The sequence below is a fragment of the Variovorax sp. 10L426 genome, from assembly GCF_056395305.1.
On sequence record NZ_JBFTJF010000003.1, the window covers coordinates 328534 to 345769 of the forward strand.

General features: G+C 62.4%; 15 protein-coding genes. All 15 read left to right on the forward strand.

What is annotated here, in order from left to right; genetic code table 11:
- Positions 1-5: 5 nt before the first annotated feature.
- The 15 genes from frr (at position 6) to carB (ending at position 17115) form a co-directional block, all read left to right on the forward strand.
- Complete coding sequence (frr, locus tag AC1DHL_RS06165) at positions 6-566, forward strand: ribosome recycling factor (RefSeq protein ID WP_478101274.1); 561 nt, start codon at positions 6-8, stop codon at positions 564-566.
- Position 567: 1 nt separating this feature from the next.
- Positions 568-1302, forward strand: coding sequence for a polyprenyl diphosphate synthase (uppS, locus tag AC1DHL_RS06170; RefSeq protein WP_478101272.1), 735 nt, complete (start codon positions 568-570; stop codon positions 1300-1302).
- Positions 1303-1306: 4 nt separating this feature from the next.
- On the forward strand, positions 1307-2152 hold the full coding sequence (locus AC1DHL_RS06175; RefSeq protein ID WP_478101270.1) for a phosphatidate cytidylyltransferase: 846 nt from the start codon (positions 1307-1309) through the stop codon (positions 2150-2152).
- A gap of 5 nt (positions 2153-2157) precedes the next feature.
- On the forward strand, positions 2158-3336 hold the full coding sequence (gene ispC, locus AC1DHL_RS06180) for a 1-deoxy-D-xylulose-5-phosphate reductoisomerase (protein WP_478101415.1): 1179 nt from the start codon (positions 2158-2160) through the stop codon (positions 3334-3336).
- A gap of 21 nt (positions 3337-3357) precedes the next feature.
- Positions 3358-4728 carry an RIP metalloprotease RseP gene (gene rseP, locus AC1DHL_RS06185; RefSeq protein ID WP_478101268.1) on the forward strand — a complete coding sequence of 457 codons (1371 nt, stop codon included), beginning with the start codon at positions 3358-3360 and terminating at the stop codon, positions 4726-4728.
- A 39-nt stretch (positions 4729-4767) separates the two neighbouring features.
- Positions 4768-7173: an outer membrane protein assembly factor BamA gene (bamA, locus tag AC1DHL_RS06190; RefSeq protein WP_478161331.1), complete on the forward strand. Its 2406-nt coding sequence runs from the start codon at positions 4768-4770 to the stop codon at positions 7171-7173.
- Entirely contained in the window at positions 7173-7703 is a 531-nt protein-coding gene (locus tag AC1DHL_RS06195; RefSeq protein WP_478101264.1) for an OmpH/Skp family outer membrane protein, read from the forward strand. Before bamA ends, AC1DHL_RS06195 begins: the two co-directional genes overlap by 1 nt.
- A gap of 14 nt (positions 7704-7717) precedes the next feature.
- The gene (lpxD, locus tag AC1DHL_RS06200; protein ID WP_478101262.1) at positions 7718-8704 is read left to right on the forward strand and encodes a UDP-3-O-(3-hydroxymyristoyl)glucosamine N-acyltransferase; all 987 of its coding nucleotides are present in this window, start codon (positions 7718-7720) and stop codon (positions 8702-8704) included.
- Positions 8701-9144 (forward strand): 3-hydroxyacyl-ACP dehydratase FabZ, encoded by a 444-nt coding sequence (gene fabZ, locus AC1DHL_RS06205; RefSeq protein WP_478101261.1) that lies wholly within the window; start codon positions 8701-8703, stop codon positions 9142-9144. Before lpxD ends, fabZ begins: the two co-directional genes overlap by 4 nt.
- 13 nt (positions 9145-9157) lie before the next feature.
- Positions 9158-9946, forward strand: a complete 789-nt coding sequence (gene lpxA, locus AC1DHL_RS06210) for an acyl-ACP--UDP-N-acetylglucosamine O-acyltransferase (protein WP_478101259.1) — start codon at positions 9158-9160, stop codon at positions 9944-9946.
- A gap of 5 nt (positions 9947-9951) precedes the next feature.
- The gene (lpxB, locus tag AC1DHL_RS06215) at positions 9952-11106 is read left to right on the forward strand and encodes a lipid-A-disaccharide synthase (protein ID WP_478101257.1); all 1155 of its coding nucleotides are present in this window, start codon (positions 9952-9954) and stop codon (positions 11104-11106) included.
- Positions 11078-11782 (forward strand): ribonuclease HII, encoded by a 705-nt coding sequence (rnhB, locus tag AC1DHL_RS06220; protein WP_478101255.1) that lies wholly within the window; start codon positions 11078-11080, stop codon positions 11780-11782. The genes lpxB and rnhB overlap by 29 nt, the downstream gene beginning before the upstream one ends.
- Positions 11779-12555: a TrmH family RNA methyltransferase gene (locus tag AC1DHL_RS06225; protein WP_478101253.1), complete on the forward strand. Its 777-nt coding sequence runs from the start codon at positions 11779-11781 to the stop codon at positions 12553-12555. Before rnhB ends, AC1DHL_RS06225 begins: the two co-directional genes overlap by 4 nt.
- A gap of 137 nt (positions 12556-12692) precedes the next feature.
- Positions 12693-13877: a glutamine-hydrolyzing carbamoyl-phosphate synthase small subunit gene (gene carA / locus AC1DHL_RS06230; RefSeq protein ID WP_478161333.1), complete on the forward strand. Its 1185-nt coding sequence runs from the start codon at positions 12693-12695 to the stop codon at positions 13875-13877.
- Entirely contained in the window at positions 13870-17115 is a 3246-nt protein-coding gene (gene carB, locus AC1DHL_RS06235; RefSeq protein WP_478161335.1) for a carbamoyl-phosphate synthase large subunit, read from the forward strand. The genes carA and carB overlap by 8 nt, the downstream gene beginning before the upstream one ends.
- The last annotated feature ends 121 nt before the right edge of the window (positions 17116-17236 follow it).

The following is a 17236-nucleotide window of genomic DNA, read 5'->3' on the forward strand; positions in this document are numbered from 1 at the left end:
TATCTATGACCATTGCAGACATCCGAAACGCAACCGACGCCAAGATGAACCAATCGCTCGCGGCGTTCCAGAGCAACCTCACCAAGATTCGCACGGGCCGCGCCAATCCAGCACTTCTGGACTCCATCCACGTCGAGTACTACGGCTCGTCGGTACCGCTGTCGCAGGTGGCGAATGTCGCGCTGCTTGATTCGCGGACCATCAGCGTCCAACCTTGGGAAAAGGGCATGGGCGCCAAGATCGAGAAGGCAATTCGCGAAAGCGATCTGGGCCTCAATCCGGCTTCGATGGGTGACTTGATCCGCATTCCGATGCCTCCCATGAGCGAGGAGCGGCGCAAGGAAATGACCAAGCTCGTCCGCAACGAAGGCGAAAGCGCGAAGATCGCGACGCGAAATCTGCGCCGCGATGCCAATGACGCGATCAAGAAGCTGGTCAAGGACAAACTGGCATCCGAAGACGACCAGAAGCGCGCAGAGGTCGAGATCCAGAAAGTGACCGATCGCCATATCGCCGAGATCGATCGTCTCGTGGTCGCGAAGGAAGCCGAGATCATGGCAGTCTGAGATGAAGACCCCACGCGCCATTCCTCACCACATTGCCATCGTCATGGACGGGAATGGACGCTGGGCGACGCGCCGCTTCCTGCCGAGAGTTGCCGGGCACAAGCAGGGCGTCGAGTCCTTGCGGCGATGCGTGAAGGCCTGTGTGGCGCGCGGCGTTGCTGTCCTGACGGTCTTCGCGTTCTCGTCCGAAAACTGGAACCGGCCTGTTGAAGAAGTGTCCGGTTTGATGGACTTGATGGTCGGCGCACTTGGCCGCGAAGTACCCAAGCTGAGCCAGGATGGAGTTCGTTTGCATTTCGTCGGTGAGCGCGGTGGTCTCTCCGAGAAAATTACCGCCGGTCTGATCCAGGCCGAGTCTGCCACGGCGCACAATTCGCGGCTCGTCCTGAACGTGTGTTTCAACTACGGCGGCCGGTGGGACATCGCGCGAGCCGCAGCGCAACTGGTCGCTCGAGGCGAGGCCTTGACCGAGACCAACCTCGATGCCGCGATGGCTCTGTCGCACGTTCCGGACCCCGATTTGTTCATCCGTACCGGTGGCGAGCAACGTCTATCGAATTTCCTCCTCTGGCAGAGCGCCTACGCCGAACTGTTCTTCAGCGATCGCCTGTGGCCTGACTTCGACGAAGCAGCGCTGGACGAGGCGATCGATGCCTACCAGCTTCGCGAGCGCCGATATGGACAGACTTCGGCGCAAGTTCGGTCTCCTGCGCAGCCCGATCAGCAAGCAGCCTGAGCGCATGCTCAAACAACGCATCATTACAGCGGTCGTCTTGTTGGCGATCCTGCTTCCCGCGCTTTTCTATCCGTCGTACGTTCCCTTCGGTTGCGTGATGCTTGCGTTGATCGGCGCCGCTGGCTGGGAGTGGGGTCGTCTCAATGGCTACGGCCAGCGGGTCTCGTTGTTTCTTGGAGCTGAGATCGTCTTGCTTTGTGCGCTGTCATGGTGGCTGGGATTACTCGGCGCACCGCTGCTCCTTGTCTGGATCGTGGCCAGTGCTTCATGGGTGCTCGGTGGCGCTGCGCTGCTCCGCGTCGCGGTGCCGGGCTGGCCACGTGTTCCCAAGGGCTTGCGCCTGGTCGGGGGATTGCTGGCACTGTGGGTTGCTTGGCTCGCTGCAGTGCAGGCACGCATGATCGGAATCAACTTCCTCCTGTCCATCCTGGTGCTGGTATGGGTCGCCGACGTGTTCGCGTATTTCGCGGGCCGGGCGTTCGGCCTCAAATTCACGCGTAACAAGCTTGCGCCCACCATCAGCCCCGGCAAGAGCTGGGAGGGCGTGTGGGGCGGCATGGCCGGCGTGGTAATTCTGGCGTTCGCCTGGACGTGGTGCGATGCCGCGTTGCAGGCCAGTGTCGGCAGCCTCTACACGCGACTGGCGGAACGTGGGTGGTGGCTATTGCTGATCGGCGTAATATTCCTCGCGGCGATGAGCGTGGTGGGCGACCTGGTCGAATCGTTGATCAAGCGTAGTGCGGGCGCCAAGGACAGCAGTGCCTTGCTGCCGGGTCACGGCGGCGTGCTTGATCGGGTCGATGCGTTGCTTCCGACGCTGCCTATTGCAATGATGTTGGCCTTCCTGTGAACACAATCAGACAGCGCGTCACTGTGCTCGGCTCGACGGGATCAGTCGGTGTGAGCACGCTCGACGTGATCGCTCGACATCCCGACCGTTTTGAAGTCTTTGCCTTGTCGGCGGCAACGAAGGTCGATGAGATGCTTGCTCAATGTGCGCGCTTCTCACCGAAATTCGCCGCCATGGCCAGTGCGCCGCACGCGGATCTTCTCGCCGACAAGCTGAAGCAGAACGGATTGCCGACGCGAGTATTGAAAGGCAGAGACGCCATCGAAACCATCGCGTCCCATGAGGAGACCGATGCCGTCATGGCTGCCATCGTCGGCGCTGCAGGGCTGGGACCCTGTCTGGCCGCGGCCCGAGCGGGCAAACGTCTCTTGCTTGCCAACAAGGAAGCGCTGGTCGTCGGCGGCGAACTCTTCATGAGCGCCGTGCGACAGGGTGGGGCGACGCTTTTGCCGATTGACAGCGAACACTCGGCAATTTTCCAATCACTTCCGGAGGATCCGGCGACGTGGGCCCGGCGGATCGACAAGATCATCCTGACCGCATCCGGAGGGCCGTTCCGCACCCGCGAGCCAGCGTCGCTGATCAGCGTGACCCCGGAGGAGGCCTGCGCCCATCCCAACTGGGTCATGGGCCGAAAGATCTCGGTGGACTCCGCGACGATGATGAACAAGGCTCTCGAAGTGATCGAGGCCCGCCACCTGTTCGGCGTGCGACCGGAGCAGATAGAGGTCGTGATTCATCCGCAGAGCGTGGTGCATTCGATGGTTCAGTTCACCGACTCATCGGTGATTGCGCAACTCGGCACGCCGGATATGCGGGTCCCCATCGCCGTGGGTCTCGCGTGGCCCGAACGCATCGAGAGCGGTGCCAGCAGACTCGATTTCCGCCAGATGGCGGCGTTGACCTTCGACCCGCCAGATTCGGCGCTATTCCCCGGTCTCGAGTTGGCTTGGCACGCACTGCGCGCCGCGCCCGGTACGACGGCGATTCTGAACGCTGCCAACGAAGTAGCCGTCGAGGCCTTCCTGGATCGCCGACTTCGCTTCGACCGAATTCATGCGGTGAACATGGAAACTTTGGAGGCAGTGCGCCCCTCCAAGCCGCAATCACTCGGGGACTTGCTCGCCCTGGACGCCAGCGCCCGTGCCGCAGCCAACGCAGCCGCATTGCGCTTCGCTGTCTGACCACCAACTTTCGGATACTCCATGCTCACAGTCGTTGCCTTCATTGTCGCGCTCGGCTTGCTGATTGCAGTCCACGAGTATGGTCATTACCGCGTAGCGGTAGCGTGCGGCGTGAAGGTGCTGCGCTTCTCAGTCGGTTTCGGCGCGCCGCTCTATCGCTGGCAGCCGAAGCGTCAGCATCCAGGGCAATCCACTGAATTCGTGATCGGTATGTTCCCGATCGGCGGGTACGTGAAGATGCTCGATGAGCGCGAGGGCCCGGTGCTCCCTGAGGAGCGGCATCGCGCGTTCAATACGCAGCCCTTGCGGTCGCGCGCCGCCATCGTCGCGGCAGGTCCCATCGCAAATCTGCTTCTGGCGGTACTGCTCTACACGCTCGTCAGTTGGATCGGCGTGCAGGAGCCGGCAGCGAAGCTTGCGCACCCCGTGGCCGCATCTCTGGCGGAAGCCGCGGGGCTGCGTGGCGGCGAGCACGTCACGCGGGCAGGGTTTGACGGCGCACTGGAGCCGGTGCAGTCCTTCGAGGACTTGCGGTGGCGCATGACGCGCGGCGCGCTCGACGGGCGCGACCTCACCCTCGAAATCGCGGGTGAGGGCGGGCGCCCGTCTCGCGAACTCGTATTGCCGCTGAGTCGCATCGAAGCCAAGGATGCCGATGCGCAGATGTTCCGAAAGATCGGCGTCGTCGCTCCATTGACGCGGCCTGAGATCGGCGAGGTGATGCCGGGAAGTGCAGCGGAGCATGCTGGGCTGCGTTCCGGCGATGTGGTGCGTACGGTGGGCGGCACGCCGATCGTTGACGGTCAGCAATTGCGCGAGGTGATCCGCGCTTCGGTCGATGGCGGCCAGCCCCGGGTCCAACCTTGGCAAGTTGAACGCGGCGATCAGGTGCTCAAGATCGACGTCGTGCCCGAGGTGCGTGAAGAAGGGGCCATCAAGGTCGGTCGTATCGGCGCTTACGTGGGGACTCCGCCAGAGATGGTTCTTGTGCGGCAAGGCGCGGTAGACGGGCTCTGGCATGGTCTTGTCCGCACGTGGGAGGTGTCTGCGCTCACCGTGCGCATGATGGCCAAGATGGTCATCGGGGAAGCGTCACTCAGGAACCTGAGCGGGCCACTGACGATCGCCGACTATGCAGGGAAGTCTGCGAGCCTCGGCTTCACCCAGTACCTGGTGTTCCTGGCGCTGATCAGCGTCAGTCTGGGTGTGCTGAATCTCATGCCGCTGCCGGTCCTCGATGGAGGGCACCTGATGTATTATCTTTGGGAGGGCCTGACCGGCAGGAGTGTCTCGGATGCTTGGATGGAAAGGCTTCAACGCGGCGGTGTTGCGTTGTTGCTCGTCATGATGTCCATTGCACTCTTCAACGACGTCACGCGGCTCTTTGGTTAACTATCTGCCGGCCCGTTCCGCGCTGGCGCAATTTCACAGATGAACAAAACATTCAGTCGCTTTCGCCTGCGCAGCGTCGCCGCAGTGGTGGCCAGCGCGATTGCCGCTACGGCGGCCTGGGCGGTCGAACCTTTCACGGTTCGCGACATTCGCGTCGAAGGACTCCAGCGCGTGGAGCCGGGTACGATTTTCGCCTCGCTGCCTTTTCGCGTAGGCGACACGTACAACGACGAACGTGGATCGGCAGCGATCCGCGCATTGTTTGATCTTGGGTTGTTCAAGGATGTACGAATCGACGTCAACGGCAATGTGCTTGTTGTGGTCGTCGAAGAGCGGCCGACCATCGCCGAGGTCGATTTTGTCGGGACGAAGGAATTCGACAAGGCGGCGCTTCTGAAGTCGCTGCGTGAGGTGGGTCTCGCCGATGGGCGCCCCTTCGACAAGGCACTGGCTGACCGCGCGGAGCAGGAACTAAAGCGCCAATACGTGAGCCGGAGCCTTTACAACGCGCAGGTTGTGACCACGGTCACTCCGATTGAGCGCAACCGGGTCAATCTCACCTTTACCGTGACCGAAGGCGAGCCTGCGCGTATTCGCGAAGTGCACATCGTTGGCAACAAGGATTTCAGTGAATCCACACTGCTCAGTCTCTTCGATCAGGACAGCGGCGGCTGGTTGAGCTGGTACACCAAATCCAACCAGTACTCGCGCGCCAAGCTCAATGCCGACCTTGAGACGCTGCGCTCTTACTACCTGTCGCGCGGCTACCTTGAGTTCCACATCGACTCGACGCAGGTCGCCATCTCGCCGGACCGCCAGGACCTGGCCGTGACCGTCAACATCACCGAAGGGGAGAAGTTCGTCGTCTCCGGCGTCAAGCTCACCGGCAATTTCCTGGGGCGTGAAGACGAGTTCAAGTCGCTGGTGACGATCAGGCCCGGCGAACCCTACAACGGCGAACAGCTTACCGAGACGATCAAAGCGTTCACAGACTATTTCGGTTCCTTCGGCTTTGCGTTTGCACGCGTTCAGGCCGAGCCTGAGATCGACCGCGTCAACAATCGCGTGGCGCTGACCTTGAACGCCGATCCAGGTCGACGGGTGTACGTGCGCCGTGTCTCCATTGGCGGCAACAACCGCACGCGCGATGAAGTCATCCGGCGTGAGTTCCGGCAGTACGAGGCTGCCTGGTATGACGGCGACAAGATCAAGCTGTCGCGCGATCGCGTCGACCGGCTGGGATTCTTCACCGATGTCAATGTCGACACCCAGGAAGTGCCCGGGTCGCCCGACCAGGTCGACCTGACGATCAACGTGACTGAAAAGCCGACCGGCTCGTTGCAGTTGGGTGCCGGCTTTTCCACGGCAGAGAAGGTTTCCCTGACCTTTGGCATCTCCCAGGAAAACGTGTTCGGGTCTGGCAACTACCTGGGCGTGCAGGTCAACACGAGCAAGTACAACCGCACAATCTCGCTGACCACCACCGATCCCTACTTCACAAAGGACGGCATCTCGCGCACCTTCAGCCTCTACAGCACGACCACCCGGCCGTACTACACCGTCGACGGCGACTACAAGCTGGTGAACGAGGGGGGCAACATCCGTTTTGGTGTCCCGTTCAGCGAAGTCGACACGGTCTTCTTTGGTGCGGGTCTCGAGCGCTACCGTTTCGACCCCGGCAGTTCGATCTCTGCGTTGACCCCGCAGTCGTATCGTGACTACTTCGGGTGTACGACAGGACCGAACGGCATTGTTCTGTTTTGCGAGAACAATTCAGTCTGGGGTATTCCCCTGACCGTCGGCTGGGCTCGTGATGATCGAGACAGCGCGCTGGTTCCGACCCGTGGCCGCCTGCAGCGGGCCAATCTCGAAGTCGGTTCCGGTGGCGACATGAAGTACTACAAGGGCAGCTACCAATACCAGCAGTGGTTCCCGCTCAACAAGCAGTACACATTCGCGCTGAACGGCGAGTTGGGATATGGCAAGGCGTTTGGTGACAATACTTATCCGATTTTCAAGAACTTCTATGCCGGTGGCCTGGGGTCGGTTCGCGGCTTCGAACAGAACTCCCTGGGACCGAAGGACGTGCCAATCCTTGGGCAGACTGAGGGCGCGGCGCTGGGCGGCACGAAGAAGGCCATCTTCAATGCCGAGTTGAGCACCCCGTTCCCGGGTGCTGGCAACGACCGGACGCTGCGTCTTTACGGATTCTTCGATGCCGGCAACGTGTGGGCAGAGCGTGACTCGTTCTCCACCAACGCGCAGTGGGACGCCATCACGAAGATCCGTGCGTCCGTCGGCCTGGGGATCAGCTGGATTTCGCCGCTCGGCCCGCTTCGCCTGGCGTACGCCATTCCTGTCGTTTACCAGAAGGCAGACCCGGCGAATGGTATCCCGGAGGATAGAATCCAACGCCTGCAATTCCAGATCGGAACTTCCTTCTAATGACCCCATTGCTTCGTGCCGCAGGTGCGCTGCTGATCCCCGCCTTCATGGCGGTGGGGATGCCTGCCCACGCGCAGGAAACCTTCCGCATCGGTTTTGTGAATCCTGATCGCGTCTTGCGCGAGGCTTTGCCCGCCAAGGCAGCACAGGCAAAGCTGGAGGCTGAGTTTCTCAAGCGCGAGAAGGATTTGACCGCACAGGGTGAAGCGCTCAAGGCCGCCTCCGAGAAGTTCGAAAAAGAGGCTCCGACGCTTTCCGAAACGCAACGCATGACGCGTCAGCGTGCGCTGATCGATCAAGACCGGGATTTCCAGCGACGTCGCCGCGAATTCCAGGAAGATCTGAACGCTCGCAAGAACGAAGAGCTGCAACAGGTCTACGAGCGCGCCAACCGCGTGGTCAAGCAGGTGGCTGAAGCTGAAAAGTACGATGCGATCCTGCAGGAAGCGATCTACATCAACCCCAAGCACGACATCACCGAAAAGGTGATCAAGGCGCTGAACGCGTCGACCTCGAACGGCGGCAAGTAGCGCCGCAAATCGGCGTGTCACTACGGCTAGGTGCAATCGTTGATGCCCTCGGGGGCGAGCTTGAGGGCGATCCGGCGTTGTCCATCGAGCGGCTGGCGCCGCTTTCGGTGGCACAAGCAGACGCCATCAGCTTTCTGAGCAATCCCAAATATCGCAAGGAGCTAGCTGCCTCCAAGGCGGGCTGTGTGATCGTGGCGCCTGCCATGCGGGACGCCGCCGCCGAGCGCGGAGCATTCATTTCGACGCCGGATCCATACCTGTATTTCGCCCGGCTGACGCAGCTCTGGAAGAAAACGCATGCACGACCCGACGCGGTGCGCATTCATCCGAGTGCCGTCATCGATCCAGACGCTTCGATCGACCCGACCGCCCGCATTGGCGCGCTGTGCGTCATCGAGCGAGGGGCGCGCATCGGCGCGGACACCGTCCTGAAGTCCCGAGTCACGGTGAGTGAGGATTGCGTCATCGGGGACCGCTGTCTCCTGCATCCGGGCGTCGTGATCGGCGCGGATGGATTCGGCCTCGCCCCGCAAGAGGGTGCCTGGATCAAGATCGAGCAACTTGGTGCTGTGCGCATAGGGGACGATGTGGAGATCGGCGCCAACACTTGCATCGATCGAGGTGCCCTCGAAGATACTGTGATCGAGGACGGCGTCAAGCTCGACAACCTCATCCAGATCGGCCACAACGTTCGCGTGGGCAAGCACACGGCCATGGCCGGTTGCGCCGCAGTCGCCGGCAGCGCGACCATTGGCGCGTACTGCACGCTCGGTGGCCGGGCGGGGGTCCTGGGGCATCTCACGATCGCCGATCACGTGCACATCTCATCCAACTCGTTGGTGACGCGATCCATTCACAAGCCCGGCCATTACACCGGCGTGTTTCCCATCGACGACAATGCCGCCTGGGAGAAGAATGCAGCCACGCTCAAGCAACTGCACAGTCTGCGCGAGCGCCTGAAGGCGCTGGAAAAAATGACGATGCAGGACAAGAAATCATGACGCTCGATATCCATCAAATCCTCAAGCTGTTACCTCACCGCTATCCCTTTCTGCTTGTGGATCGCGTGCTCGAAATGGAAAAGGGCAAGCACATCAAGGCGCTCAAGAACGTGACCATGAACGAGCCGTTCTTCAATGGCCACTTTCCGCATCGACCCGTGATGCCCGGCGTATTGATGCTCGAGGCGATGGCGCAAGCGGCCGCGTTGCTCTCGTTCCATTCGCTGGACATCATTCCGGATGACAACACCGTCTACTACTTCGCGGCCATCGATGGCGCGCGTTTCAAGCGGCCGGTGGAGCCGGGCGATCAATTGACGCTGGAAGTCGAGATCGAGCGCATGAAGGCGGGCATCTCGAAATTCAAGGGGCGTGCGTTGGTCGGGGCCGAACTGGCATGCGAGGCCACGCTGATGTGCGCAATGCGCCAGATCAATTGAACCTGCGGTGGGCATGACGCTGATTCATCCGACGGCCATCGTCGACCCCAAGGCTGAGCTCGATCCGACAGTGAGTGTCGGGCCCTATGCCGTGATCGGACCGCACGTCCGGGTGGGGGCCGGGACCACGATCGGCGCGCATTGCGTGATCGAAGGTCGGACCACTATCGGACGCGACAACCGCATCTTCCAGTTCGCCTCGCTCGGCGCGGTGCCGCAGGACAAGAAATATGCGGGTGAGCCGACGGAACTGGTGATCGGCGATCGCAATACGATTCGCGAGTTCTGCACGTTCAACCTGGGTACCACGCAGGACGTCGGCACCACGCGGGTCGGGGATGACAACTGGATCATGGCGTACGTGCACATCGCGCACGATTGTCAGCTCGGCAACGAGATCACCATGGCCAACAATGTGACACTGGCGGGTCATGTGGAAGTCGGGGATTGGGCCACCGTCGGCGGTCTCACCGGCGTGCTTCAGCGCATGCGGATTGGAGCGCATTCGATGGTCGGCTTTGCAAGCCACGTGGGCAAGGACGTTCCGCCATTCATGGTGGTGGACGGCAACCCGCTGGTCGTGCGAGGCGTCAACCTCGTCGGGCTGCGTCGGCGCGATTTTTCAGCAGAGCGGATCACGGCCATTCGCGAGATGCACAAGTTGCTGTACCGACAGGGCAAGACGCTCGACGAGGCCCGGGAAGGAATCGCCCGCCTGGCGGCGGAGATGCCTGCCGCAGCGGCGGACGTGACGCACATGCATGCGTTCCTCGGCAGCGCAGTTAGCGGTATCGCGCGCTGAAGGCAATGACGACAGCGGCTGTATCGCGACGCTTCTCGCTGGTCGCAGGAGAGGCATCGGGCGACCTGCTTGCAAGCCTGCTCCTCGACGGACTGCAGGCACGTTGGCCCGACATGAAATCGGTCGGCATCGGCGGCCCGCGGATGCTCGCGCGTGGATTCGAGAGTTGGTGGCCACAGGAGAAGCTTGCCGTCAGTGGCTACGTGGAGGTTCTGCGCCACTATCCGGAGATTGCCGGCATCCGGCGGCAATTGCGGGCGCGAGTGCTTCGCGAACAACCAGACATCTTCATCGGTGTCGACGCGCCGGATTTCAACCTGGACCTCGAGGTGGCACTGCGAAGCAGGGGCATGAAGACGGCGCATTTCGTCTGTCCTTCGATTTGGGCGTGGCGGCCGGAGCGCGTGGAGAAGCTGCGCGCCGCTGCCGACCACGTCCTTTGCATCTTCCCGTTCGAGCCGGCACTGCTCGCCAGGCACGGGGTGGCCGCCACTTATGTCGGCCATCCACTCGCGAACGTCATTCCGATGGCGCCCGACCAAGCTGCCGCCCGGACATCCCTGGGACTGGACGCAGATGCGACCGTGGTCGCGCTTTTCCCCGGAAGCCGGCGTTCGGAGATCCGGCGCATCGCTCCGCTGTTCTTTGCCGCCGCCGCGCTGATGCGCAAATCCCGGCAGTCGCTTCAGTTCATCCTGCCTGTCCTTCCGAACTTGCGCGCCGAAATGGAACAACTGCTGCAGGACAGCGCGATGGCGGGGAACGTAAAGTTGCTCGATGGTCAATCGCACCCCGCGTTGGCCGCCTGCGACGTGACCTTGATCGCCAGCGGCACCGCCACGCTCGAAGCCGCGCTGTTCAAGCGGCCGATGGTGATCTCATACCGCGTGAACTCGCTGACGTGGAACTTGGTCATGCGGCACAAGCAACTTCAACCGTGGGTCGGGCTGCCAAATATCCTCTCCGGCGAGTTCGTCGTGCCTGAACTGCTGCAGGACAACGCGACGCCCCAGGCGCTGGCCGAAGCGACGCTTGAGTGGCTTGCTGCGCCCGAGAAGGTTCACGCCTTGCAACAACGTTTTTGCGCGCTGCATACAGAATTGCTCCGCGATACGCCGACACTGTGCGCCGATGCGATCCAGAAAGTTCTTGAAGGCTGAACAGGCCACCCTGGCATGGGATGCGCCGGGCTTGCTCGCCGGCGTCGACGAGGCTGGCCGAGGCCCGCTGGCGGGGCCTGTCGTCGCCGCGGCGGTCATTCTGGACGACCAGCGTCCGATCCGCGGACTCGCCGACTCGAAGACGCTGACCGCCTTGCAGCGCGAGCGCCTCAACGACCAGATCCTCGCCAAGGCCTTGTGCTGCTCCGTGGCGCAGGCGAGCGTCGAGGAAATCGATACCCACAACATCCTCCAGGCGACGATGCTTGCCATGCGGCGTGCCGTCGCGGGTTTGCGGCTGAAGCCGGCCAAGGTGCTGGTCGACGGCAATCGACTGCCCACGCTCGACGTGCTGGCAGAAGCCATCGTCAGGGGCGACGCCCGCGTCAAGGCGATCTCGGCCGCGTCGATCCTGGCGAAGGTTCATCGCGATCGCCTGTGTGAGCAACTGCACGCTGAATTCCCACAGTACGGCTTTGCAGGGCATAAGGGTTACGGCACGCCCGAGCACCTGGATGCGTTGATGCGACATGGCGCCTGCGTGCATCACCGGAAATCGTTCAGCCCGGTCGCAGCAGCCCTGATGCGTACGGCCAACTCGGTCGAGCCCGCCGCCCCCGTCGCAAGCGAGATGGTGGTGCAGGCGGCTCGTATCGAGATACGGATGACCTCGTGACTTCCGAAGTCAGCCACGTGACATCGCGGGACAATCCGCTACTCAAGGAACTGCGGAAGCTTTCGCACGAGCCTGGCGCCTACCGGAAGACGGGGCGCGTCTGGCTCGAAGGCGATCACCTTTGCCGGGCGGCCCGCGATCGCGGCGTCCGGGCAGCGATTGCGGTATTTGTCGAGTCGCAATGGCCATCGGCAGGACGCGAATGGACGAATGCGGCAGCGAAAACCGTTGTGGTCGCGGATGCGCTGTTGGCCGGCGTGAGTGGCCTGGAGTCGCCTGCGCCCATGGGTTTCGTGCTCGATTTGCCATTGCCCTCCGGCGTCGAGCCTTCTGCGCCCACCGTGGTGCTCGACCGGTTGCAGGATGCGGGCAACGTCGGCTCCATCTTGCGGAGCGCGGCCGCATTCGGATTTACACAGGTCATCGCGCTGAAGGGAACGGCCGCGCTCTGGGCGCCGAAGGTGCTACGCGCCGGCATGGGTGCCCATTTCGGCCTCAGGCTGATCGAGTCGGCAGAGATCAATGCATTGGACACGCTGACTGTGCCCTGCATCGCGACCAGTTCGCACAGCGGCGACTGGCTTCATCGAGCCCAATTGCCCCACCCGTGCGCATGGTTGATGGGCCATGAAGGGCAGGGCGTTTCGGCCGAACTGGAGGCGCGCGCATCTCGGCACATCAGGATCGCGCAACCGGGCGGCGAAGAGTCACTCAACGTGGCCGCTGCCGCTGCGATCTGCTTGCATGCAAGCGCGGCCGGAGCCATTTCTTGAGCAGGCGACGGCTATAATCAAGGGCTTTCCCGCTCACACCCTCGCCCTCAGCGCACGCAAGCCAACTCCTCGACGAAAGTCGCAGCCCAAAGTCATTTCTTGGGTTCGCTTTGGGCGTCATCCATCCGGAGATCCCAGTGCTTTTGTCTCTCAAGGGAAAATTCCCGCCCGCCATCCTGGCGCTTGCAGACGGCACGGTCTTTCTCGGCAACTCGATCGGCGCCACCGGCGTCACGACTGGCGAAGTGGTGTTCAACACCGCCATGACCGGTTACCAGGAAATCCTGACCGATCCGAGCTACTGCCAGCAGATCGTGACGCTCACCTACCCGCACATCGGCAACTATGGCGTCAACGAGGAAGATATCGAGGCCGACAAGATCCATGCCGCAGGCCTCATCATCAAGAACCTGCCGCTCGTTGCATCGAACTTCCGCGGGACCGCCACACTGAACGAGTACCTCGTGCGCGGCAACACCGTCGCCATCGCCAACATCGACACCCGGAAGCTGACCCGTCATCTGCGCACGCACGGCGCGCAGAACGGCTGCACCCTCGGGCTGGCCGAAGGTGAAGCAGTCTCCCAGGCACTGATCGACAAGGCGGTTACTGCAGCCAAGGCGGCGCCGAGCATGTCAGGGCTCGATCTCGCCAAGGTCGTGTCGGTCAAGGAAACCTATGAATGGACGCAGACCGAGTGGAAGCTCGGTGCCGGCTACGGCGTGCAGATCACACCCAAGTTCCACGTCGTCGCGTTTGACTACGGCGTCAAGAAGAACATCCTGCGCATGATCGCCCAGCGCGGCGCGCGAATCACCGTCGTACCGGCACAGACACCGGCCGCCGACGTGCTCAAGCTGCGTCCCGACGGCATCTTCCTGGCGAACGGCCCGGGCGACCCGGAGCCTTGCGACTACGCGATCAACGCCACGCGCGAACTGATCGAAACCGGCATCCCGGTCTTCGGAATCTGCCTCGGCCACCAGATCATGGCGCTGGCTTCGGGCGCGAAGACCTTCAAGATGAAGTTCGGCCATCACGGTGCCAACCATCCGGTGAAAGACCTGGACAACGGCCGAGTGAGCATCACCAGCCAGAACCACGGCTTCGCGGTCGACGAGAAGAGCCTGCCCGCCAACCTGCGCCCCACGCACATCAGCCTGTTCGACAACACGCTGCAAGGGCTGGCACGCACCGACAAGCCGGCCTTTTGCTTCCAGGGCCACCCGGAGGCTTCGCCGGGTCCGCACGATATCGGCTATCTGTTCGATCGCTTCACGGCACTCATGCAAAGTCACAAAGAAGGACAGAAGAATGCCTAAGCGCACAGACCTCAAGAGCATCCTCATCATCGGTGCCGGCCCGATCATCATCGGGCAGGCGTGCGAATTCGACTACTCCGGCGTGCAGGCCTGCAAGGCGTTGCGCGAGGAGGGCTACAAGGTCATCCTGATCAACAGCAACCCCGCAACGATCATGACCGACCCGGCCACGGCCGACGTGACCTACATCGAGCCGATCACTTGGCAGACGGTCGAGAAAATCATCGCCAAGGAGCGTCCCGACGCGATCCTGCCGACCATGGGAGGTCAGACCGCGCTCAACTGCGCGCTGGACCTGTGGCGCAACGGCGTGCTCGACAAGTACAAGGTCGAACTGATCGGCGCCACGCCTGAAGCCATCGACAAGGCCGAGGACCGCCTGAAGTTCAAGGACGCGATGACCAAGATCGGCCTGGGCTCCGCGCGCTCCGGCATTGCGCATTCGCTCGACGAAGCCTGGGCGGTGCAGAAGACCGTCGGGTTCCCGGTGGTGATCCGCCCCAGCTTCACGCTCGGCGGCACGGGCGGCGGGATTGCCTACAACCCCGAAGAGTTCGACACCATCTGCAAGCGCGGCCTCGAGGCTTCGCCGACCAACGAGCTGCTGATCGAAGAATCGCTGCTCGGCTGGAAAGAGTACGAGATGGAAGTCGTGCGCGACAAGGCCGACAACTGCATCATCGTGTGCTCGATCGAGAACCTCGATCCAATGGGCGTGCACACGGGCGACTCGATCACCGTCGCGCCCGCGCAGACGCTGTCGGACAAGGAATATCAGATCCTTCGCAATGCCTCGCTGGCCGTGCTGCGCGAAATCGGCGTCGATACTGGCGGCTCGAACGTCCAGTTCTCGATCAACCCGAAGGACGGCCGCATGGTCGTCATCGAGATGAATCCGCGTGTCTCGCGTTCGTCTGCGCTGGCCTCCAAGGCCACGGGATTCCCGATTGCCAAGGTTGCCGCCAAGCTGGCGGTGGGCTACACGCTCGACGAACTGCGCAACGAGATCACCGGCGGCGCCACGCCTGCGAGTTTCGAGCCCAGCATTGACTACGTGGTCACCAAGATCCCGCGCTTCGCCTTCGAGAAATTCCCGCAGGCCGATTCGCGCCTGACGACGCAGATGAAGTCGGTGGGCGAGGTGATGGCCATGGGCCGCACCTTCCAGGAGTCGTTCCAGAAAGCCCTGCGTGGCCTCGAAGTCGGCGTGGACGGTCTCAACGAGAAGACGCAGGACCGCGAGGTTCTCGAAAAGGAACTCGGCGAGCCCGGCCCCGACCGCATCTGGTATGTCGGCGATGCCTTCGCGATGGGCCTGAGCGTGGACGAAGTCTTCGCCCTGACGAAGATCGATCCCTGGTTCCTCGTGCAGATCGAGGAAATCGTGAAGATCGAGCTCGAACTCGAAACCAAGTCCCTCGACGATATCGACCGCGATACGCTGCTTGCGCTCAAGAAGAAGGGCTTCTCCGACCGCCGCCTCGCGCGCCAGTTGAAGACCACCGACACCGCGATCCGCGAAAAGCGCCGCGCACTGGGTGTCCGCCCGGTCTACAAGCGCGTCGACACCTGTGCGGCCGAATTCGCGACCAACACCGCCTACATGTATTCGACCTACGAGGACGAGTGCGAGGCCGAACCCACCAGCAAGAAGAAGATCATGGTGCTCGGCGGCGGTCCCAACCGCATCGGGCAGGGCATCGAATTCGACTACTGCTGCGTGCACGCCGCGCTGGCGATGCGCGAGGACGGCTACGAGACCATCATGGTCAACTGCAATCCCGAAACGGTATCGACGGACTACGACACCAGCGACCGCCTGTACTTCGAGCCGCTCACGCTCGAAGACGTGCTCGAAATCGTCGACAAGGAAAAGCCGACCGGCGTGATCGTGCAGTACGGCGGCCAGACGCCGCTCAAGCTCGCGCTCGACCTGGAAGCCAACGGCGTGCCGATCATTGGCACTTCGCCCGACATGATCGACGCGGCCGAAGACCGCGAACGCTTCCAGAAGCTGCTCCATGAGCTCAAGCTGCGCCAGCCGCCGAACGCCACCGCTCGCACCGAAGCCGAGGCGCTCGAGAAAGCTGCTGCGCTGGGGTATCCGCTGGTGGTGCGTCCGAGTTACGTGCTGGGCGGCCGCGCTATGGAAATCGTCCACGAGCAGCGCGACCTCGAACGCTACATGCGCGAGGCCGTGAAAGTGAGCAACGATTCGCCGGTGCTGCTGGACCGCTTCCTGAACGACGCCGTCGAATGCGATGTCGACTGCCTGCGTGATGCGGAAGGCAATACGCTCATCGGCGGTGTGATGGAGCACATCGAGCAGGCCGGTGTGCACTCGGGCGATTCCGCGTGCTCCTTGCCGCCCTACAGCCTGAAGGCCGAGACCATCGCTGAACTCAAGCGCCAGAGCGCTGCGATGGCGAAGGCGCTGAACGTGGTCGGCCTGATGAACGTGCAGTTCGCGATCCAGGAGAAGGACGGCCAGGACGTAATCTACGTTCTAGAAGTGAATCCGCGCGCTTCCCGCACCGTGCCTTACGTGAGCAAGGCGACAGGGATCCAGCTGGCCAAGGTAGCCGCTCGCTGCATGGCCGGCCAGTCGCTGACCTCGCAGGGCGTTACGAAGGAAGTCACGCCGCCGTATTTCAGCGTCAAGGAAGCCGTGTTCCCGTTCGTGAAGTTTCCGGGCGTGGACACCATCCTCGGCCCCGAGATGAAGTCGACCGGCGAAGTGATGGGCGTGGGCAAGACCTTCGGCGAAGCCTTCGTCAAGTCGCAACTGGGCGCCGGCACGCACCTGCCGAAGTCCGGCCGTGTCTTCATTTCGGTGAAGAACAACGACAAGCCGCGCGCAGTGGATGTCGCGCGCGGGCTGGCCGCGCTGGGTTTCGAGCTCATTGCGACCAAGGGCACCGCGGCGGCAATCAATGCAGCGGGTGTCGCTTGCGCGGTCGTCAACAAGGTCACCGAAGGCCGTCCGCACATCGTCGACATGATCAAGAACAATGAGATTGCGCTGGTCATCAACACGGTGGAAGAGCGGCGCAATGCGATCGCCGACTCGCGCCAGATTCGCACCTCTGCGCTTCTGGCGCGTGTGACGACGTTCACGACCATCTTCGGCGCTGAAGCGGCCGTCGAGGGCATGCGGCACATGAATGACCTCGACGTCATTTCAGTCCAGGAGATGCACAGCCAGTTGCTCGCCCCCAGGTTGGCTCACTCCGTGTAGCCGCCCACCCCCTGCCGGGCAACACCAGCGGCCCGGCGGAGCCGGTTCCGCGGTGTTCCTGGAACGGGCCTCGCTGCGCTTGGTTTCTGATGAAGCGCAAGGCTTTGCGATCGAGATGACC